The 22,339-nt window shown below is 34.0% G+C and carries 15 protein-coding genes; 3 read left to right on the top strand and 12 right to left on the bottom strand.

Annotated elements, in window-relative coordinates; all coding sequences use genetic code 11:
• Positions 1–25 precede the first annotated feature (25 nt).
• From BZG02_RS05690 to rplS, 3 genes are all read left to right on the top strand, one after another.
• Positions 26–1,756: a M23 family metallopeptidase gene (locus BZG02_RS05690; protein ID WP_101260449.1), complete on the top strand. Its 1,731-nt coding sequence runs from the start codon at positions 26–28 to the stop codon at positions 1,754–1,756.
• A 148-nt stretch (positions 1,757–1,904) separates the two neighbouring features.
• Positions 1,905–3,617: a dipeptidase gene (locus BZG02_RS05695; RefSeq protein WP_101260450.1), complete on the top strand. Its 1,713-nt coding sequence runs from the start codon at positions 1,905–1,907 to the stop codon at positions 3,615–3,617.
• A 263-nt stretch (positions 3,618–3,880) separates the two neighbouring features.
• Positions 3,881–4,228: a 50S ribosomal protein L19 gene (gene rplS / locus BZG02_RS05700; protein WP_101260451.1), complete on the top strand. Its 348-nt coding sequence runs from the start codon at positions 3,881–3,883 to the stop codon at positions 4,226–4,228.
• 82 nt (positions 4,229–4,310) lie between these two features.
• Here the strand turns inward: rplS and BZG02_RS05705 are convergent, their stop codons facing one another.
• From BZG02_RS05705 to BZG02_RS05765, 12 genes are all read right to left on the bottom strand, one after another.
• Complete coding sequence (locus BZG02_RS05705) at positions 4,311–5,840, bottom strand: carboxypeptidase regulatory-like domain-containing protein (protein ID WP_101260452.1); 1,530 nt, start codon at positions 5,838–5,840, stop codon at positions 4,311–4,313.
• Between the two features lie 29 nt (positions 5,841–5,869).
• The gene (gene csgH, locus BZG02_RS05710; protein ID WP_101260453.1) at positions 5,870–6,250 is read right to left on the bottom strand and encodes a curli-like amyloid fiber formation chaperone CsgH; all 381 of its coding nucleotides are present in this window, start codon (positions 6,248–6,250) and stop codon (positions 5,870–5,872) included.
• 671 nt (positions 6,251–6,921) lie between these two features.
• Positions 6,922–8,763: a hypothetical protein gene (locus BZG02_RS05720; RefSeq protein ID WP_101260455.1), complete on the bottom strand. Its 1,842-nt coding sequence runs from the start codon at positions 8,761–8,763 to the stop codon at positions 6,922–6,924.
• A gap of 351 nt (positions 8,764–9,114) precedes the next feature.
• Entirely contained in the window at positions 9,115–10,743 is a 1,629-nt protein-coding gene (locus tag BZG02_RS05725) for a hypothetical protein (protein ID WP_101260456.1), read from the bottom strand.
• Between the two features lie 370 nt (positions 10,744–11,113).
• Positions 11,114–12,577, bottom strand: coding sequence for a CsgG/HfaB family protein (locus BZG02_RS05730; RefSeq protein ID WP_101260457.1), 1,464 nt, complete (start codon positions 12,575–12,577; stop codon positions 11,114–11,116).
• Between the two features lie 28 nt (positions 12,578–12,605).
• Positions 12,606–13,028, bottom strand: a complete 423-nt coding sequence (locus BZG02_RS05735; RefSeq protein ID WP_218972153.1) for a curli production assembly/transport component CsgF — start codon at positions 13,026–13,028, stop codon at positions 12,606–12,608.
• 17 nt (positions 13,029–13,045) lie between these two features.
• Positions 13,046–13,570, bottom strand: a complete 525-nt coding sequence (locus BZG02_RS05740; protein WP_101260458.1) for a CsgE family curli-type amyloid fiber assembly protein — start codon at positions 13,568–13,570, stop codon at positions 13,046–13,048.
• Positions 13,571–13,731: 161 nt separating this feature from the next.
• Complete coding sequence (locus BZG02_RS05745; protein WP_101260459.1) at positions 13,732–14,751, bottom strand: PorP/SprF family type IX secretion system membrane protein; 1,020 nt, start codon at positions 14,749–14,751, stop codon at positions 13,732–13,734.
• Between the two features lies 1 nt (position 14,752).
• Entirely contained in the window at positions 14,753–19,516 is a 4,764-nt protein-coding gene (locus BZG02_RS05750) for a T9SS type B sorting domain-containing protein (protein ID WP_101260460.1), read from the bottom strand.
• Positions 19,517–19,727: 211 nt separating this feature from the next.
• Positions 19,728–19,916, bottom strand: a complete 189-nt coding sequence (locus BZG02_RS05755) for a helix-turn-helix domain-containing protein (protein WP_096427463.1) — start codon at positions 19,914–19,916, stop codon at positions 19,728–19,730.
• A gap of 157 nt (positions 19,917–20,073) precedes the next feature.
• Positions 20,074–20,499 (bottom strand): hypothetical protein, encoded by a 426-nt coding sequence (locus BZG02_RS05760; RefSeq protein ID WP_101260461.1) that lies wholly within the window; start codon positions 20,497–20,499, stop codon positions 20,074–20,076.
• 452 nt (positions 20,500–20,951) lie between these two features.
• Positions 20,952–22,337 (bottom strand): sigma-54-dependent transcriptional regulator, encoded by a 1,386-nt coding sequence (locus BZG02_RS05765; RefSeq protein WP_101260462.1) that lies wholly within the window; start codon positions 22,335–22,337, stop codon positions 20,952–20,954.
• Positions 22,338–22,339: the final 2 nt, after the last annotated feature.

Below are 22,339 nucleotides of genomic sequence, written 5' to 3' on the forward strand. Positions count from 1 at the left end.
CTTTCACAAAACCAGCATTTATAATATGAAGATAACCAGAACTTATATCACTCTTCCACTACTAGTACTACTTTTTTTATTTTCTAAACAAATATATTCCCAAAGTGTCCTATTCCCTCAAAACTATTTTCGTCCCCCTGTTGATTTTGACATAACGCTTTCAGGTAACTTTGCCGAACTCCGCAACAATCATTTTCATTCTGGCATCGATATCAGAACATTTACAACCGGAAAAAAAATATATGCTGTTGCTGATGGTTTTGTTAGTAGAATTAGAATCGCTTCAGGTGGTTATGGGAAAGCTATTTATATTGATCATCCCAATGGCTACACCTCTGTTTATGGACATCTTGATCATTTTAATACTGAAATTGAAGAATTTGTAAAATCGTATCAATACCAAAATAACTCCTTCGAATTTGATTTAAAAATGCAGAAAGATGAAATGATCGTGAAAAAAGGAACTGTAATTGCCGCCTCAGGAAATACGGGTTCGTCGGCCGGCCCACATTTACATTTCGAAATAAGAGATACCGAATCTGAACATCCTCTTAATCCCTTATTCTTTGGATTCAAGATAAAGGATACTACTCCTCCAAAAATATTTAATTTTTACGCCTACCCTCTCGATTCTTCGAGTAATGTAAATGGTTCTAACCACAGACAAAATTTTCCAGTTACTTTCTACAACAATGCCTATCACTTAAAAGGGGATCCTCAATTAAAATTACTTGGCAATATTGGTTTTGCACTGGAAACAAACGATTATATGGATAATACATGGGGAAAGTGTGGAATTTTCGATTTGAAAATGAAAATAAACGACACCTTAATTACCAACTATTCCTTTCAGGAATTTTCATTCGACGAAACAACCTATATCAACAGTCATATGGATTACGAATTAAACGTAACTCAAAATAAACGTATTCATAAGACTTTTAAAGAACCAAATAATCAACTTAGCATTTATTCTACAATAAAAAACAATGGTATTTTTCAGTTTAAAAAAAATGGAAAGTATAAAATTGACTTTTTTGTTTCCGATGCCAATCTAAATAAAAGTAGTCTTAGAGTTTATGCGTCAGGAAACGAACTTGAAAAATTATTCCCAACAGATGCTTATGATATGGTGTTAGATGGTAGAAAAAAAAACTCACTTACAAAAGAAGGTTTAGAAATTGAATTCCCAGAGAATAGTTTCTATTCCAACATTAATTTTACCTACTCTTGCGAGAAAAAAGAAAACTATCTCTCCAATATTCATTCAATACACAATGAGAATATTCCCGTACATAACTACTATACTATCGCCATTAAACCGAACCACTTCCCCGAAGGTAAATCAGACAAACTTTTTATAGCTCGCATCAACAAAAATGGCAACATAATAAATGAAGGTGGAATTTATTTCGATTCATTCGTAAAAACGAAATCTAGATATTTCGGGAAATTTGCTGTATCTATAGATACTATTCCTCCAACAATAAAAGCGCTTACCAATTTTAATCTACAATCGCTGCGTGGGCAAAAATCCATCCGGTTTAAAATTTCGGATCGTTTAACTGGAATAAAATCTTACGAAGGATTTATTGATGGACAATGGGTTTTATTCGAATACGATGCTAAAAATGATCTTTTGTTTTATGTTTTTGATAAAAAAAGGTTAACTCCAAACAAGAAACATCAATTAGAGCTTAAAGTCACAGATAAGGTTCAAAATCAGAAAATATTTAGCAGCCCTTTCAACTGGTAGCTTACCATTTTTTATCAAATTCATTTTAAACACGGTCAACCTACCAATAAATCAAGACTTATATCATTTCTATCTACTGTTTTTTTTCTATTTTTGTACGACCGAAAACGATTTAATTCAGTAGTGAATACATTTAAAATAGTTAAACATGAAAAAGATTTTTGTAGTTGCGGCTCTTCTAATGTTGGTGTCTGTTTTTTCAACTCCAAGTGCCAGAGCATGTACAAATTACCTAATAACTCGTGGAGCTTCCACCGATGGTTCTAATATGATTACTTATGCGGCAGATTCGCATGTATTGTATGGAGAACTTTATTTTCGTCCGGCTGCCGATTGGGCAACAGGAACAATGATTGATGTTTACGAGTGGGATACTGGTAAATTCCTTGGTGAAATTCCTCAAGTACCTCATACCTATTCCGTTGTTGGTAACATGAATGAATTTCAGCTGGCAATTGGCGAAACAACTTACGGTGGACGTTCAGAACTAGGAGCACAAGATGGTGCTATCATCGACTACGGAAGTCTTATGTACCTTACTTTACAAAGATCAAAAAACGCACGTGAAGCGATCAAAGTAATGACTGATTTGGTTGAAAACTATGGATATTATAGTTCTGGTGAATCTTTCTCAATTTCGGATGCAAACGAAGTTTGGATTTTAGAAATGATTGGTAAAGGGAATGGCGAAAAAGGTGCTGTTTGGGTTGCTCGTATGATTCCTGACGGATATGTTAGCGGTCATGCCAACCAGGCAAGAATCACTACTTTCCCATTAGAAGGGAAAAGTTCAATCTCTTCCGATAAAATGGATAAAATTTTCAACCCTGAAGTTCAAAATGTTTATTCTAAAGACGTTATTTCTTTTGCAAAAGAAAAAGGATTCTATCCTAAAGATGGCAAAAATAAAGATTTTAGCTTTTCAGATACATACGCTCCAGTTGATTTTGGTGCTGCACGATTTTGTGAAATAAGAGTTTGGTCTTTCTTTAATGATGTAAAAGAAGGGATGGATCAATACTTTGACTATTGTAAAGGTAAAATTGAACACGACGATAAAGGATATGCTACAAACAGAATGCCTTTATGGATCAAACCTGACAAAAAAATTAATGTGCTTGAAGTAATGGATTTCATGAGAAATCATTTAGAAGGTACAGATTTAGATATGTCAAAAGATATGGGTGCAGGTCCATACGGTAATCCATACAGATGGAGACCTTTAACTTGGAAGGTAGATGGTGTTACCTATTGTAATGAACGAGCTACTGCTACACAACAAACCGGATTCTCTTTTGTTGCACAAAGTAGAAATTGGTTACCTGATGCTGTTGGTGGAATTAACTGGTTTGGTGTTGATGACGCCTCTTCTTCAGTATACTTCCCTGTTTATTGTGGTATTACAAGGGTTCCTGAAACTTTTGCTGTTGGAAACGGAAAAATGATGGATTTCACTAGTAAGTCAGCATTTTGGGTGTTTAATCAGGTTAGTAATTTCGCCTACACTCGGTACAATGAAATACATCCTGAAATAGCTACCAAACAAAAAGCTTTAGAAACTAAATATTTGGCATTCACAAACATTATAGATCTTGCAGCTGAAGGCATGTTCAAGAAAAACAAAGCTACAGCAATCGAATTTTTAACTGATTTTTCTTGCAACCAAGGAAATAATTTGGTGGAAGAATGGAAAGATTTCTATGGCTACTTATTCGCAAAATTTATGGATGGTAACATCAAAGAAAAAGATGGTAACAATCAAAATCCTAAAATGAAACAACCTGGATATAGTGAAGAATTTTACAAGACAGTTGTAAAAACAACCGGCGACAAATTAAAAGTTGTAGGTGACGCTCACTAGTTAACTATTTAAATACAAAAAAGGAGCTCGAAAAGGCTCCTTTTTTTATACCTCCATATTTGATTTAACACGATAACAATCAAGCATTTTTATATCCCCGTTCATTTTTCCTTTCTATTTAAGTATCACAGGCAAAAAATAACTTTAATAAACTGTTTTTATAGTTTTTTTTATTAATTTCGCGTCGAATTCGTGCGTAATCTCTGACATGGTAATAGATGTATATGTTTACATTGCGCTCGTGAACTTTAACAAATAAGACAATGAATTTAATTAAAATTGCAGAAGAAGCTTTCGCTACAGGTGTTCAAAATCCTGAATTCAAAGCTGGGGATACTATTAGTGTTTCTTACAAAATTAAAGAGGGAAACAAAGAAAGAATCCAGATTTTTAGAGGTGTTGTTATTCAAATTAAAGGTACTGGCACAACTAAAACTTTTACAATCAGAAAAATGTCTGGTAACGTAGGTGTTGAAAGAATCATTCCACTTTTCTCTCCATTCATCGATAAAATTGAAGTGAACAAAAGAGGTCGTGTTAGAAGAGCAAGAATTTTCTATTTACGTGAGCTTACTGGTAAAAAAGCAAGAATCAAAGAAAGAAGATTCTAATTTACCTCTTTCCGAAAAATATAAAAGCTTTCCAATTTTGGAAAGCTTTTTTTATGACTTTATAATCCCCGTTTTTAATCTACTAAGGATTATACAAATCGGGCATCTCCCCATTAGAGATAATCTTTTCCCGGTTACTTCCATCCGTATCCATTATCCAAATACTCTTTTCACCTTTATTATTGTTTAAAACATTCATAAATGCAATTTTTCCACCTGTAGCAGTAAATCGAGCTTGCAGATCGTTTGTTCCTGCTGTTTTATCATCTCCCGACAAATTTACAACATTAGTTCCATCAACGTTTACACTATAAATTTTCGCATTCAATTGCCTCCCATTATCATCCTGAAATAAAGAGTCTAATGAAAAAATCACTTTCGTTCCATCTGGCGAAAAATGTGGACTTGAAATTGTTCCTTCTAAGTTTCCTACTAATAAAAATAGATTCGATCCATCAGGATCCATTAAATAAATTTCATTATCGTAAGGCTTCTCCCCTTGTGTAAGAACCGCTATTTTTTCTTTCGATACATTATTAAAGTGAGAACTCCAATCACAGTATTTAAAATGACGATTTACAGGAGCATTAGCTATTTTAGTTTCACCTGTCCCGTTATAATTAATTGTATAAAGATCTCCATAGTGTCCATAAAGAATTTGATCCCCAGTTGGAGACCAAACAAAACCAGTTCCACTATTATTATAACTTACCAAAGGCTTATCATTTGTTACTTTTAAAATATTATTTCCTTTGGTATCCATTGTATAAATATGATACTCTCCTGTCTTATTAGAGGCATATGCAATTAATTCTTCGTTAGGTGAAATGCGAGGAGAAACATCACTAGCTCCATCCTTAGTCAACCGAACTAAATGATTTTTTGCTAAATCCCATGAATATACATCCCTACTATCCAAAGTATCCTTCACAAATAAATATCCATTCTTAGGAAAAGCTTCTGTGCTAAATTTCCATTCCCTACCTTCTGTCTTATATTTAGCTCGATTACTAGCATCGACTTTCCACCGATAGTTGGTTTCAAATTTTAGATTTTTAGCAACAAAACTTGTATCATTTATTGCCTTGGCAATAGTATCGCCAGCAAACCCTCCATTTTCATATATAATAACATCAAAAAATAAGGTATCCCCTTTTTCTGTTTTCCCATTATTCCAAACCAGCTTAACTTCTGTTTGAAGATTAGCAGTGGCATCCAAGGGTAAAGCGTAAACAAGTTCAGATGGAGCCTCCGTTTCATCTGGAGCAATTGCCATAATTACCTGCACAGCCACTTCTTGACCTTCCCGAACTTTAATACTAATAGCTACGGCCGTATAACCTTCTTTTTTAGCATTAACCGTATAATCCCCTACAAGAACATCCTTTATCTCAAAATTTCCATCTATATCAGTAGTTACAGCTGTTGAACCTGGATTTGTTGTAATGCTAACACCTTCCATAGGCAAACTCCCTTCTGTCTCCGAAGTTTTCACAGTTCCACTTATAGAACCGAATAAATCTGGATCAACAGTACTCTCATTACAAGAAAAAATAGACACAGACAGACAGAGTAGGATAAAAAGCCTGCAGAGTAGGTAGAATTGTCGCATATATATTGTCAATTTTATTTTTTTTTAAATTAATAATTATCTCCATGTAAAACAACAGAATCTTGAGCAACTATCACCTTATCATGATAAATAAACAATTTTGCCGTTAACCTATCACTTTTCATTAAATTCATCCCTGATTCAGAAAGCGTGGTAATAGTCCCTCCTAATAAAATAAAGCTTCCTTTTTGTATTGAATTTGAGTTTCCTGATGCTCCTTTTTTTGATAATTCAAAAACATATCTCAACGAAAACGTTTCTTCTCCCTGATTTTCAATATTTGCCTTTAAAGATTGACAATGCATTTTATCCCCCACCTCAACCCAAGCTTTAACCGGCAACTGTCCCATCACTCTTTCAGCATTAAAAATAAAGCATATAGCAACAAAAAAAATAATCTTTGTATACATTCTTATTTTGCTTAAAAATTACATACTAAATTTATTTAATATTTAAGTGTGAACCTATATAAACTCCGTTAAATTACTATAATAACTGCAAAAAAAGTACACATCCTCCAAATTGTCTAAAAAATGGGATGCCTTTAAAAGACATCCCATCCAATTAAACCTGCTCTGTATTCACAATCCACTTTTTATTATAACATTCATTCCTGTTCCAACTTGAGTTTCTATCATTCCCACGTTTATCAATACAGAATCAATCTCCAATTGGTTGTCATTATCAGCCTGAGTAATTTCAAAGCTCTTCTTATTCTGAATAGCTACTTACTGCAATGAATTGTTATCACCATATTGATAAATGAGGAGATGTTTTCTCTTGAAGTAAAGTATCAGTGGTATTTATAACTCCTGATTGTAATATCTCCAGAAAATTTGAATCTCTATTTTGTATTGACTTAATCAAATTATCTAATCCTAACCTGCTAAATACTGGTCAATTAATTGTGGCTAAACTAATTATCAAGTTGCCTTTCCTGATTGGATTGCCAAAGCAAAAAAGGAACAGAGCAAAATACAACTATTTTCGAATAGATACAGACATATTAAGATTTGTGAAAAACTATTCGAGAAAAAAAAATCCCGCCGAAGCGGGAGTTTTTTCTACTAATTATTTATAATTATGGAGCTACAAAAATAGTTCCTGCATTTCCTTGCTGAGTTACAGCAAAGTTAGAGTTACCATCCTGAATAACAACACCATAATGATCATTACCAACTTGCTCAAGGAATGAAGTATTATCATTTCCATACTGGTAAGTTAAACCGGTATTATCATCACCTGTTTGAATAATTGTTGCGGTATTTCTAGCACCATACATTTGACCTATAACAGCAACGTTACCATCACCTTCCTGTAAGATATCAGCTAAACTTTCTTCCTGATCGTACTGGAATACCCAACCTCTGTTGTTATCTCCTCTTTGCTCAATCGCAGCTTCAGAATCTGATCCACCAAACTGTCCAACAAATGCGAAGTTATACTCTCCTTTTTGGAATACGTCGGCACTATTCTTCACGCCACCAATCTGATCAACAACAGCAGTATTGGCAAAATCTCTTTGAACTACTTTTGCTTTATTTTTAGTTCCCCATAATTGAGAAACATAAGCTGTTTGGAAAGATCCTTTTTGGTTAATTCTTGTTTTATCACCAGTACCATATTTCTGAGTTACATCTGCAAAATTTCTCTCGCCATCTTGCATTACATTTACTTTTCCTTTAGATTCTCCAATTTGCTCAACAAATGCATAGTTTCTTTCACCATACTGAGTGGTTGTAGAATTATTGTGATCACCGCCTAACTGAACTGTTCTAGCACGATTTGCATCACCATTTTGCATAATTTTTGCAGTATTATCTAAACCTCCTCTTTGAAAAGTAGAAGCCATATTCCACATTCCATTCTGATGAATTGTCGCATTATTAGCATATCCACCTATTTGCATTGTATTCGCTCTATTAAAAGCATATAACTGACTTATAGAAGAATGATTAAATTCACCGCCCAATTGGATTGCTCTGGCATTATTTCTTAATCCAGATTGATTGATATAAGCTGAATTCCATGCTCCTCTTCTTTGATAAATACTTGCATAGTTGGCACGTCCATCCTGAACAATTTCTGCCGATGAAAAGATTGGAAGATACTGTCTGATTGATGCAGAATTACGCATTCCCATTTGAGTAACAAAAGCATCACTTAATGCTCCCATTTGCCATACATCACTATTATTAAATCTTCCCATTTGCATTACCATTGCGGTATTGTTATGGTTTGCTTGTAGAACTGTAGAATAATTAGCTAATCCCATTTGCATTACGGCTGCTCTATTTAAAAAATCATACTGAGTAATATTAGACATATTAAACATTCCCAATTGAGCAGTACCTGCCATATTCCATGCTCCCATCTGAGTAGTACGAGCAATATTATGAAGCCCTGATTGAGCTACCATAGCAGAATTGAAAAATCCTAACTGATCTACATAGGATACATTCAAAATTCCCCATTGTGAAACAGTTGCAGCATTTCCAACTAAAGCTTGATTTATAGATGACATATTAAACATACCATCCTGATTAACCCAAGCACTATTATCATTTCCCATTTGAAGAATACTGGAAATGTTATGCATACCATACTGATCAACAACGGCATAATTAAAGAATCCTACTTGGTCAACATACGATACATTTAGAATCCCTTCTTGTGTTACCTCAGCAGCATTTCCAACAAATAATTGATCAATTTTAGAGATATTAGTAATTCCTGTTTGATCAACAGTTGCACTATTCCATAGTCCCATTTGATCAACATCACTACTATTGAACCAGCCTACTTGAGTAACATCAGCTGTGTTTAGCCAACCTATTTGATTGACATTAGAATTGTTTACCTGCGCAAATGCGGAAGATCCCGCAAATACGACAGCGATTAATAAAAATAAAAATTTTTTCATGGTTGATTTTTTTAAAGGTTTAAAGTGAATTAATTTTTACAAATCAATTTTAAAGATTTAAGAGCTTAAACAGATCAAAATAATGTATATATAACATCTTTCGATCTTTTTATCTAAATTAAGAAAAAGCCTTCCCAACCCCTCACCTTTTTACACAAACAACCCTGATTTAGTGATCAATCCAAGTCTCTTTTATGCTAATCTTTATTCATTCTAAAAAAGAATAAGAAAATTTAAACAAAAGTTTAAGTAGTATTAAAACCTAAAAATTAAAAAGCCGTCAAAATCGAATAAAAATTCAATCTTGACGGCTTTAAATACTATAAATCAATCAAATATCTCGATTAATTATTAAAAACCATTGTACTGACTAACGGTAGCTGTGTTACCATTTCCGTATTGAGTAACAATTGAAGAGTGACCAAATCCGTTTTGGTAAACACTTACTGTATTATTACTTCCAATTTGTTCGGTATAGGACATGTTTTCAGCACCAATTTGTGTGGTAACTGCTACATTATTTTCACCATACGCTTGAATAGAAACAGCTTCGTTATCGTCACCATATTGTTGAATTAAAGCATAACTATTATCAACTTCATATTGACCAATTCCGGCAGCATTTCCGTTACCAACTTGAATAATTCCAGCAAATGTGTTACTTGTTTCAAATTGCTCGATATATGCATAGTTTTCATTTCCTAATTGTGCAACACCAGCATAACTAGCATAATTATCTACTTGAAGAATTTCAGCCTCATTAGATTTACCTTCTTGTCCGATATAAGCATCGCTAAAAGATCCATCGACCTGAGTAATCATTGCTTCATTTTCTTGACCATACTGCTCAACTTCTGCGGTATTAAAATATCCACCATTTTGAAGAACATTAGCTTTATTCATTTTACCTCGTTGAGTAACCAATGACCAATTTAATTCTCCACCTACTTGTTCAATATTTGCATAATTAGCTTTTCCTCTTTGATCAATCATACCGTAATTATACGAACCTTCATTTTGATAAACCGCTCCATAATTTGCATTACCATGTTGAGTAATAGAAATCTCGTTGTTATTACCCATTCTTTGAGCAGCATATGCATAATTATTCTTTTTCTCTTGATTAATCTCAATTAGATTATCGGATCCAGCACCTTGGTAAGAATATGCATCATTTCCGTTTCCTTTTTGATCGACATAAGAATTATTCAATGATCCACCATACTGCTCTGTTTTTACAGTATTGCTATTTCCTTTTTGAATTGCAACCGCATTGTTATCATTTCCAACATACATCTGCTCAATAAAAGCACTATTATTTTTACCTTCTTGATAAATCTCTGCATTATTGTTCTGACCACTTTTTTGATAAATCTTAGCATCATTAAAACTTCCATTTTGACTTACCAAAGCAGCATTTGCAAAAGTATTAAGCTGATCAATGTCAGATACATTTAAAGTTCCCCATTGACTAACTTTAGCAACATCATAAGAACCAGTCTGAAGAATATTCGAGTAATTTAACCAACCTGATTGAAATACATTTGCAGATTCCTTGTAGCTAAAGAATTGATTTACTTCCGACAAGTTCCTTCCAAACTGTTTAACTACAGCTGAATTCTCCATTCCAATAAATTGAGTAACAAAAGAGGAGTTAGCTCCTTTTTGCCATACCGATATGTAATTATCCCAACCTAACTGATATGCATTTGAGAAATTTGACCTAGACTGAGTTGCGTAATACTCATTTCCAAATCCATATTGTTCCAAAAATGACATGTTTAAAAAGCCATATTGCGTAACTTCAGCAATATTATCAGTTCCATTTTGATAAATATCGTTAATATTAAAAATACCTACTTGTTCTACAGTAGATGAATTATCCACTCCAACTTGATTAATATTGGATTGATTAATTTGGGCAAATGAAACTACCCCAGTACACAGTACTAATAAAAAGACGAATAAAATCTTTCTCATGGTTATAAAGTTTTAAGGTTTAAAGTGAATAGACCAGGTTTCCCTGATTTAAAAGTTTTACTAATTTGGTTGTTGGTTGATTTCTACTTGATGATTTATGTTTTATCTTTTTAATTTCTAATTAAATGTAAAGAGATCTACTGAATTAATACGAATACATTACATCAAACATCAAATTAATATGATGAATATCTTCCGAAAATTGATAAAGCTTATCAAAAATCTTAAACTCTTTATGAATAGTTAATTTTAATTAAACAAACCAAGCTAAACGCCCTGTTTTACACACATAAAAATACAATGATCCTAAAATTTAGAAACAAAAAAAGGTCGAATAAATATCCGACCTTATTAACAACATATAAGTATTTTATTCAGCAGTAATAGGTTGAGGATCTGCTTTTTTTCGAATTTTTTCTTTTCTATTTTTCTTTTTCTTACTGGTATCCCAAATTTTATCAAAATAGAAATTCAAACCAATTTTTCCTTCCCAAAAATAATCGTTAAAATTTCCTTGCTTCAATCCGTCTATGTTATCATTAAATATATAGTGATTGAGTATTGAAAAATTTAACCCAATACGATCATTAAATAAAAACTCTACTCCTGCACCATACAATGCTTGGGTATGAATCGAATTCGAAATATCAATTGTGTAAATCGATTTTTCATGCTCTGAAAAAACACCAAATCCACCTTCAATATAAGGAGTCCAATTTTTATAAGGTAATAATCGATACTTCGCTGTTACATCTAAGGAATTAAAAGTCTTCTGAAAATACTTCGTAGTAGCAAGATCTCCTCGGCTAAAATTAAGTGCAAACTGTAAAGCCGACTGGGTATCATACAATAAAGATACTCCTCCCATAGCCTCCATCTCGGAATGTTTATAATCTCCCATATATAACCATGATCCACCATTAAATCCTAAACCAAATTTGCGACGACGTGGTGTCAATAGTTGATCAAAGAAATCCGACCCTTCGTTATCCTCTTTTCCTTCCACATATTTCGTAACAATATCTGAATTAACATCTTCTGGGTTTTTTAAGTCCCATAATCCTTCTATAACTCCTTCAATAATTAATGACTCTACAGCCTTCTCTATAGCCTCTTTCACCGCCATTTCGGATGGTTCATTGTAAGTAAAACCTACCTCAGCCTCGAGCAAACGCTTAAATTTCACATATCTAAAGATACTTGCATCTAATTTCTGAGAAAGAATCATTTTTGAAGTATACACGGTCTTTAAAATTCGACCATTACTAGTTGAAATGGCACGAAGATATACGGTCACTCTATCTTGTCGATACTGTCCTGAAGCTCCAGCACCAAAATACTTTAAACCAGCACCTCCAGTTAAAACATTAGCGTCGTAACTAATTACGCCACCTTCCAAAACCAAACCAGCAAATAAAAGTGGTGGTAACAATTGAGAACTTTCATTTTGCCCTGCATAATTCGCTCTGCTTGAACGTATTATTTTACGTTCATTCAATAAATTTGATAAGCCTTCGCGTTCGATTGGAATAAACCAACCCGATTCTTCAATTGCTTTTAATAAAATAGAAGTAGTTCCCTGAGTTACAGCAGTGGACCAATTGGCTCCCGTATCGGATGGTTTATATTGTCCGGTTTGATCGCGAAACTTATAAACAGCAGCAACTATTTTTTCTTTAGGTTCGGGTAAACTAACCAAACTTTTTCTTGCTGGTGTTTCAGCTCCAATTTCGGCTCTTTGCTCATTTATAGGCTGGTTAAAAAAAGGAGTACATCCAGCGATGAGAGGTAGTAAAATAACGATACCATAGTAGTGGCGTATACATTTAAACATATATAGGGAATTAGCAAGTAACTACTTATTAATAACTAGGGATAACAACATTCGTATAATTTCCGTTTGCAATATCCTGAACATTTACAGTGACACCACTAGCATCTTCAGAAATATCTACCTTATAATTCCCAAGATTATACGAACCAGTTTCGAGATCATTACTATCACCAAAAATAGAATTAACTAATTTACTAGATAGTTGATTCAAAATTTGTCGATTTAAATTATCTTGAAAATCATCCAATGGATCTGAATTAAGGGCATCTTCGGCATTTGGATCTTCAATCCTATTTTGTTGAGTAGCCGAATTTATCAACCAATTGTAATTATATGCATTACCCCCAAAACTTGAGTTAATTGGCGTATACACAAAATCTTGAGCCTTTGATTCGTTTGGCAATAAAAAACTCATAAAAATAAATACAAATACTATTTTTACAATATTCATGGTTTGTAGTTTAAAGTTCAAAACATTCCCGTTCCCTGTTGATCTTCATCTTCAAGTTGGGCGTTCATTTTTTCATAATTATTTAAATATTGTACCGCCATTTGATTCGCATATTGAGACATTTGCTCTAATACCTCATAACGTGGCTGCACTCTTTGTTTAAATACTTCATTATCATTTACTAATACAATAATTTGAGTTGCTAAGCCTGGTAACACCATTTCTTTAATTGTAATGGTATAATTTTTCGCCTTTTGTGGAGCATTCCAAACAGAATAAAACATATCATAAAAATCACGACCAACTTTGGTCATTGTTTCATCCATAACCAATCCATCAACTTCCATTTCGGAACCCACATTTTCGTAGGCCGTATTTTCTTCGACAATATCATCGAGTGTTTGTTGAAGAATTTTTAAAGTTCTTATAGAATCATTCATACTTTCGGTTTCTTGCCCCTTCATTTCGGGAAGCGAAACAAAAAATACAAATAAAAAGACTAATAGTAAATCTTTATAAAAACAATTCAATTTAATCTTCATAAAATCAATGATTATCACAACATAAATATATCATTTCTAAATTTAATATCATAACAATACCAAATTCATTAGACCTCACTTAAGGAATCTTAACTTTTGGATGTCAGGCTATGTAAACCAATCACAAAATACTATTAATTAGTTCGTTTAAAATATAAATATCAAAATTTAGGACATCTAATTGCACGTATTCGTCTTTTTTTTCTTAAAAAATGAGTTCCAGAACAAGAAGATTTCGCTTTACCCAATAAATAACTAAGAGATATCTCATGTGCACCAGAATTTGTTTTCACTAAATTAGAGACCACATAATCATAGGAATAACCGATTCTTATTTTTTCGGTTTGATAACCAAGTAGGACTATGAAAGCATCAAAATCGAAAGAAATATTATGCCGAAACCAGCCACCCACAACCCAATTGTTTCTCGACAAATACATCCCGTAGTTAATTTGCTCGAACCCTAACTGCCGTTGATATAATAAATTGGGCGAAATGGTAAAATTGCTCTTCATCAATCCTCGGGAGTAGCCCATGGGAATATTTGCTCCTGCATGCAATGTATATTTACGAGGTAACACTGCAACATTTTGCGATGCATTGAAAGCTTCATTTGGCTCTGAAAGATGGTCAATTACTCCTCCAAAATAAATACTTTTGTAATTTAGGATGAATCCCATGGAAAAATCCCAATATGAATTACTCAAATTACTTGGCTGTACTTCTCGGGAAGGATAAATTACACCGTACAAAGGATCTATCATATCTGAAAACACCAATGAATTCCAGTCCAATTTCCGTTGATTGTAGCTTGCCTTTAAACCAATATTCATTGATAAATCTCTATTAATATCCAAAGAATAGGAATACATTCCCGCTGCTGTTGTTGTTTTTATGGCTCCCTGTCCTTGATTATCCTGAAGTATTAATATTCCCAACCCACCATTCATTACATCGACATATTGATCGTAAGAAGCACTATAAGTTACAAAAGGACGATTATTTTGAGGCCATTGATTTCGATAGGACATTCCGAGCGTGGGCACGTATTCAGATCCCGCAAAGGCAGGGTTAAGATAAAGCCGGTTTGCGTAAAATTGAGAGAACTCAACGTCCTGAGCCTTGACAAATGAAGTCAAAAGCAAACAACAGATGATATAAACAAATCTCCATCTTACCATTTTATCGAATTAAAGAAACATTACCATCCTGACGAGCTTTTCCATTAACAATCAGAACCCAAACATACACTCCGGTTTTTGCCATTTGCCCTTTGTAGGTGCCATCCCAACCTTGTCCTAAATCTGTAAATTCATAAATTAGTTCCCCCCAACGGTTGTATATAAACATTTCGATATCTTCTCCAGCAATATCCCCTGTTATTGATGGCCCAAAGGTATCGTTCACTCCATTTCCATCTGGTGTGAAAGCATTCGGAACAAATATTCGGTATCTATCCATATAAACCTCGATAGAATCCTTCCCAATACAACCATTTCTATCGGTATATTCCAAGCGATACATTCCTTCTTGAGTAACTGTATATAGTGATGCTGTAGAACCATCTTGCCATAGATAGGTACCTGGAAGAAAACGAATTTCGATTGAAGGAGCCAATATTTTAGACTCGGTATAAAATATTGTAGTATCCCTTCCTAAATCAAAAACTGGTTTATCGTGTACGATAAAATCGACTACCGATGAATTTTCACATCCATCATCTATTCTAGCAAAAAAGCTATCATTGGAACGAATTAGAATTTTAGATGGATTTAAAACCGGAATAAACAAATCGACATCTTCATACCAACTTACCGCACCAGTAGAACTGGTAGTTACTTGATTATTAAGCGAAGTTAAATCGAAATCAAGATACTCTCCCCTCCCCACAACCTCTTCGCACAATTCTATAATTAAAGGAATTGCTTCTGGTAAGGGATCAACGATAAAATTTAATCGCCCTGAATTCTCACAACCGCTTGTATTCGTGGCAAGAGCATAAAAAGAACTTTGATTAAAAACAGTTACATTCGTAGGATTCGATACAGGAATATTCAATCGATCATCTTCAAACCATTGTACATTTGCAATTGGATCGTTACTTACTTGCAAATTGTAATTATCTAAGTTGATTCCTGAAAGTGAGGAAGATCCGTAACTCTCTTCACAAACCATCTCGTTTACCGTTGTTGTTTGAGGTAATGCTAGTATAGCAAATGAAAGTTCGGCAAAATTCTCGCAAGTACCATTCCAAATTCGAGCATAGAAAATATCACCATCCGAAACCAAAACATTGCGGGTATTTAAAACAGGATTTGAATAGCTTGATTCAGAATACCAAATAATTGTGCTACCTGTTGTTGTGGTTATTTCGGATTGATAAAGATTTAAATTTACCCCTATTACTTGTCCAGAATTGAAAACTTCTTCACATAAGGAAACTTGATAGTTTTGAGCATCAGGTAAGGCATTAATCGTAAAATCGACTCTTCCAACATTACTCTCGGCACCAAAACTTACACGAACATAAAAACTATCTCCATCGGAAACGGCAGTACTAAGAGGACTTGTAACTGGTACACTAAGCGCTCCATCAAAAAACCATTCTTTAACTGTTCCTGGATCATTATTTACTGAAGACTCTAATTGAGAAAGATCGTAGGATACTATGGAACCACTTCCCATTACATCTTCGCACAATTCTATCTGCAAATCGTTTGCTTCGGGTAGATTTCGAACCGTAAAAGTTATCACTGCAGAATTTTGACAATTACCATTGTCGACCAAAGCGTAATAACTGTCTCCTGTTATTACATCGACATTATTAGGAGTAGCAACAGGAATTGTAAGTAAAGCATCTTCATACCACAATATTGAACTACTTGAAATAAGTGAATTATAAGCCAAAAGGTTTACTCCTGTAGCTATCCCCGTTCCAAAAGTATCTTCCCAAACATTGACTAATGGACTAGCTGCAAGTGGCAATGAATTTACCGTATATGCAACCACCGCAATGTTTGTATTAAATGCATCGCTTACCGCTGCAAAAAACCGATCTCCATTGAATGTAATTACGTTGCTTGGATCTGCAATTGCATTCTCGGGCAAACCGTTTGGTTCTGAGGACCAATCATTAAACCATGAAAACGAATCCCCATTCCCTTCATTAATTTGATTCTCAAGTAAACTTAAATCAACCAAAACACTGCCAGTTCCCAGAGCATCCTCGCATAGCACAGGAGAAACATTTCTTGCAATAGGCGTGTTTAGCACCGAAAAATTAACCGTTGCTGTATTTGCACAAGTACCATTGGAAACCAAAACATAGAAAATATCACCATCGGTTACATCTTGACTTGTTGGATCTGGCACCAAGTTGGTGAGGCCTGCATCTGAATACCAATCAATGGAATTGTACTGTCCTCCGAGAATCACATTATTGTAATAACTTAAATCTACTCCAAGTGAAGTCATAGAACCAGGTACATCTTCAAACTCTACGATATTTTGATTATTTGCGATTGGCAAAGCAAGAACCGTATATGTAATTACAGCAGTATTAGACTCTCCAGCATTTTGAACCAGAACATGAAATACCTGTCCGTTGGTAACACTTACATTTGAAGGATTTACAACAGAATTAAGCAATGCTGCATCGGTAAACCAACTTACACTACTTGTTGTTCCTCCATTAATTGTAGGATTTAGTAGCAATAAATCGATATTTGATGCAAGCCCACCTCCATATAGATCTTCGCATACGTCGATGTCCAAATCATTTGCAATCGGCGACGACCGTACCGTAAACTGAATACTCCCTTCATTTAGACAGTAACCATTATCAATATAGGCGTAAAAAACATCTTGATCATTAACCACAAGATTTGTTGGGTCGACTATCGGATTTAAAAGCGTGGCATCGAAATACCATACCAAATTATTAGTGCCAGCAACCTGATTATTATAAGAAGTTAAATTAATACCTGAGGCTGTTCCAGAACCAAAACTATCTTCCCAAACTTGAATATTTACATCATTCCCTTCGGGCAAAGCTTGAATGTTATAAGTTACAGTAGCCACACTTGTTTCGGTTCCTGTAGAGACTTCGGCATAAAACATCTCTCCATTTGAAACTATTCTATTTGTAGTATTAACAACCGGTTGCGATAAAGCTAGATCATGAAACCAATTGACTAAAAAACCATTATTATTTGTAATGGCCGGCTCTAATAATGTAAGATCAATATTCGATACAATTCCTGTGCTATAGTTATCCTCACAAAGAGTAATATTTTGATCCAAAGCTTTAGGTAAAGAATTAACGGTATAAGTTACCACTGCAACATTACTACAAAAACCATCATTTACTTCCACCCAAAATTGCTGTCCATTACTAAGCGTAACACTTGTAGCATCAAGTAGCGTTGTTGTTAATGATGCATCAGAGTACCAAGTGAAAGTGGTTCCAACGGTACTATTTATAGCACTCTCTAATAAAGTTAGGTTTATACCACTTGCTGTTCCAGTTCCTTGCACATCTTCCCAAACAGATTCCGACAGATCGTTAACTAAGGGCAAAGGCAGAATAACAACCTCTTGACTAATGTTATCGGTTCCACCTGAAATTAAATTAACTTCTAAATTCACACTAAAAGTACCCGCAAATCCGTAAATATGATTTACGGTAAAGGGACTGGTATTAGAAGTTAGGACTGTTCCATCACCAAAATCCCAGGATGCACTTGAAATATTAGTAAGATCAGAACTTATAGTAAACTCGGTATTATCACCTAAACAGTTGAACTGATATGCAAACTCCAAGGTAAAAATACTAGTTACAAAATTTGGCAATCCTAAACGACACCTTCTTCCTCCTAAATTTTTTGAGTCAGCCACAAAATTAGCCCCTACTCCCGCAGCATCAGGATTGTTAATCACATCTAAATTTAAGCTTCCAGTATTCCCATCGGTATTTGTTTTAGCCATGTAAATTCTATTATCTGGAGCCAATTGCAAAGCACCATACAACCATGATCCAGAACCTATAATTTGGGCAGATCCATTAATAGTTGCCTGATTATTTGACGATATATTAAATTGATACAAATCGCCACCTAAAAATGAACTCATATATAAATATTCGCCCGACGGAGAGAATTCAATTCCATAAGGAGTAGAATAATTATTTAATTGAATTGGATTGGATACACTACCAGTTGCAGCACTAAAATCAAATAGCTCCACCCTATCTTGCGTATAAATTGCTACCGCCAATTTTGATCCATTAGGAGAAGTCTTCATATAACCAATAGCGGATTTTCTATCGCTATTATGTCGTACGCCAACGGTGCTAATTACCGGGGTAGAAACGCCAGTTGCTGTGAATTGATACGCATAAAAATCGCGTGAATCCCAAACATGCATTATAATCCAAAAATCGGTACCATTAGCATGTTTAACTGCAGTAATTTTTTCACAAACCTCATTTCCAAACAATACGGTATTTTTAACAGTTACAGCACCAAGGCCTCCATTTTGCGATAGATCCACGATTGAATAATTTAAGCCATTCCGAAGTGCATTTTGATGAGCATCGACCGTAAAAATATAGTAGAGAATAGCACTTCCTGGTTGTTGAACAATTATTGAAGATTGAGTGGCAGAAGCGTTTCCATCTAAACCAGTTCCATTCGCCATTACCGCATGATTCTTATTGTAGACAGTAACTCCGTCGGTATAGAAAAGTAAGTCTCCTTGCACTGTACAAACAGTAGAGCAGCCTTCCTCAGTACTCAAGCTGCCATCGGTTAATGCCACCGCAGGATCAACATTAAAATCCAAACCTGCATTTTCGCCAAAATACCATATCCCAGCTTGCCCTTGACCAAACACTAAATTTGAGGCCAAAAAGAAATAAGAAAGTAGTAAACGAAATACAAGTTTCATCTTTAATTTAAAATAGGTATCGGAAAAATACAAGCTGTTTAATTTTGCTTAAACCCTGATTATCTCCCACTTACATACAATTTACAAAATTTATCCTATCCAATAATCAGATACTGAATGTTATTAAATAAAAATCAGGTAATAGTTTCATGATTCATGAATAATTACCTGATTATTAATATTAGTTAAACGGCATTTGTCAAAAAAAAAATTAACTAAGGCCTAAGTAATCAAAGAGTTTTGACTTTACAGTAGTAGTCAATGGTCGTTTCCCGTTAAGAATATAAGACAAATACACATCAGTTACTCCAATAATTTTAGCAACTTTCTTCTTCTTATCATCTAGAATTCTGAGTCTGTCTTTAATTCTAACTAAATCGTTCTGAACTTCCTGCTTCATAACTTCAGTTTTAAAATTTAACAATTGAGATTAAGTTTTTTTTTAAACCTGAACCGAAAACAAGTGACGATTTCACTTGTTTTCGAGATTCAAATTCAATGTTTGTAAATTTTTTAATCAATCTACATGGTTGGTTGAAAAGTGAATAGAGCAAATATTAGTTCGGACTATAATCAAGTCCAGAACCAATAGCCTTTTTTAATTCGAATAAACGAAGTTGTTTTTGTAACAATTCGTAATTCTTATAGAGTGCTTTTCGGTTTTCTAATTTGGAATTTTGTTCCTCTCGGTCCACCGTAATCACAACTTTGGTTTCTTTAAAATTATCATTAATGTATTTCAGCATATCTACATTCGATAAAGCTTTTAATGGCGTAATTACTAAATCAATTTTTGTCTGATTTAAAATGATCTCCATCTCCACAGGATCATCGGCAAAATATGCTTTAGCATCTAAGCTCTGAATGTATTCTTTCAGCTCATCAATTAATGATCTATTTTCTTTTATAAATAGGATATTCATAGCTTCTTCTGATGAAGGAAGAATTTTTAATGAGTCTCCTTCCAATATTAACACATCCATACATTAATCGTACTTAATAACGCCCTTTCTTAAGCAATCCTCGTACCACAAACACCTTAACCCTATCAATCAACTACTTATGCTTATTTTGAGTTCGATTATTTTAAATAATAATATCCGTTTACGGATAGTTAAGTTTAAGAAAACTAAAACGAAGTACCTAAGTGCCTGATACACTTACAACCATGATTTTTTTTGATGTTTTATCCGTTTTCGGATATGAAAAGAATCGGATAGAATGAGAAAATTTCCTAATTGTTGATTCTAAACTCGATTTGTATTTGAAACAACACTTAACCAATTAAGCTATACATTGATTTATAAAAGTCTATTAGCATAATAACTTATCAATTTTGATGATAAAAGCATAAAAGTTTTTAGTGTAAAGCGAAGAATACAGGGATTAAATTATCCAAAATCGGATAAAAAAAATATCTGGTAAGAACCAGATATTAAACTTCAATTTTATATTTTTTTATTCGTCTATCGAGAGATTGCCATGTTATATTAAGCAAATCGGCAGCTCTAGACTTATTATTATTGGAACGTTCGAGTGCCTTTTTAATGCAATCCATCTCGACCAATTCCAAATCCAGATTTTCATCGGTTGAAAAGTTAATTTTTCTTGCTTCTTCTTTTGGATGAGTTAGTTGAAAATGAGATAAACTTAATCGGTTCGCATCGCAAATAATTACAGCTCGTTCTACCATATTTTTTAACTCCCGCACATTACCAGGAAACTCATAGGCTACTAATCGTCGAATAACAGCACCATCAATTTCATTTATATTTTTACCCATTACCCGATTAAAATATTTCACAAAATAATCTAAAAGTAAAGGGATATCCTCTTTCCTATTCCGTAATGGCTCTAAATGAATGATAAATGAACTTATTCGGTGATACAAATCCAGACGAAATCCTTTTTCGGAATGAAGGCCATCAATATTTTGATTGGTAGCTGCAATTATTCTTGTATCGAATGGAATTTCGACATTCGAACCAACTTTCATAATTTTTCGATCCTCTAAAACTCTCAAAAATTTAGTTTGCAGATTAAGTTGCATATCGCCAATTTCATCCAAAAAAAGAGTCCCTTTATTCGCTGCTTCGAACCAACCAACTTTTGAATCGGAAGCTCCAGTAAATGCTCCTTTAGTATGTCCAAAAAACTCACTTTCAAATAGTGATTCAGGAATAGCACTACAATTTACTGCATAAAAATAGTTCTCTTTTCGACTACTTAAATAATGTATAGCCCTAGCTACCAGCTCCTTACCTGTACCACTTTCTCCCGTTATCAGCACCGATGTATTATCTGTCTTAGCAACCTTACCAATCAGATTAATTAAATTTTTCATCTGTGGACTATCGCCGATGATTTCGTATCCCATTGCCTTATAGAACTCCTCTGATATAATAGAATAGTTTCGCTTAACTTCTACTAAGTTTTTCTTTAGGTGTACAAATTTCTTTGTTCGTTCAATAGCATTTTCCACATCGCGCAAACGAAATGGTTTGGTGAAAAAATCGGAGGCTCCTAGGCGCATGGAATGAATAACAGAATCCATTTCGCTATATCCGCTAATCATAATCACTTCAATTTCAGGAAAATCGTGCTTTACTTTTTCTAAAACATCGAGGCCACTCATTTCGGGTAAATTAATATCGATTATAGCAATATGAATCTCATACTTATCCATAATCGTAAAAGCTTCGGAAGGACTACCGGCTTTAAATATGTTAAAATTAGGATCAATTAGAAACTCTTCTAACTCATCGCGAACCAGCTGTTCATCATCTAAAATTAATATTCTTAAATTACTTATTGGCTCCATAT

The sequence above is a fragment of the Labilibaculum filiforme genome (genome assembly GCF_002843315.1).
Classification (GTDB): domain Bacteria; phylum Bacteroidota; class Bacteroidia; order Bacteroidales; family Marinifilaceae; genus Labilibaculum; species Labilibaculum filiforme.

Bases quoted from the DNA above. Each gene is read 5' to 3' on its own strand.
- BZG02_RS05690 (WP_101260449.1), top strand. From the start codon at position 26: ATGAAGATAACCAGAACTTATATCACTCTTCCACTACTAGTACTACTT.
- BZG02_RS05695 (WP_101260450.1), top strand. From the start codon at position 1,905: ATGAAAAAGATTTTTGTAGTTGCGGCTCTTCTAATGTTGGTGTCTGTT.
- rplS (WP_101260451.1), top strand. From the start codon at position 3,881: ATGAATTTAATTAAAATTGCAGAAGAAGCTTTCGCTACAGGTGTTCAA.
- BZG02_RS05705 (WP_101260452.1), bottom strand. From the start codon at position 5,840: ATGCGACAATTCTACCTACTCTGCAGGCTTTTTATCCTACTCTGTCTG.
- csgH (WP_101260453.1), bottom strand. From the start codon at position 6,250: ATGTATACAAAGATTATTTTTTTTGTTGCTATATGCTTTATTTTTAAT.
- BZG02_RS05720 (WP_101260455.1), bottom strand. From the start codon at position 8,763: ATGAAAAAATTTTTATTTTTATTAATCGCTGTCGTATTTGCGGGATCT.
- BZG02_RS05725 (WP_101260456.1), bottom strand. From the start codon at position 10,743: ATGAGAAAGATTTTATTCGTCTTTTTATTAGTACTGTGTACTGGGGTA.
- BZG02_RS05730 (WP_101260457.1), bottom strand. From the start codon at position 12,577: ATGTTTAAATGTATACGCCACTACTATGGTATCGTTATTTTACTACCT.
- BZG02_RS05735 (WP_218972153.1), bottom strand. From the start codon at position 13,028: ATGAATATTGTAAAAATAGTATTTGTATTTATTTTTATGAGTTTTTTA.
- BZG02_RS05740 (WP_101260458.1), bottom strand. From the start codon at position 13,570: ATGAAGATTAAATTGAATTGTTTTTATAAAGATTTACTATTAGTCTTT.
- BZG02_RS05745 (WP_101260459.1), bottom strand. From the start codon at position 14,751: ATGGTAAGATGGAGATTTGTTTATATCATCTGTTGTTTGCTTTTGACT.
- BZG02_RS05750 (WP_101260460.1), bottom strand. From the start codon at position 19,516: ATGAAACTTGTATTTCGTTTACTACTTTCTTATTTCTTTTTGGCCTCA.
- BZG02_RS05755 (WP_096427463.1), bottom strand. From the start codon at position 19,916: ATGAAGCAGGAAGTTCAGAACGATTTAGTTAGAATTAAAGACAGACTC.
- BZG02_RS05760 (WP_101260461.1), bottom strand. From the start codon at position 20,499: ATGGATGTGTTAATATTGGAAGGAGACTCATTAAAAATTCTTCCTTCA.
- BZG02_RS05765 (WP_101260462.1), bottom strand. From the start codon at position 22,337: ATGGAGCCAATAAGTAATTTAAGAATATTAATTTTAGATGATGAACAG.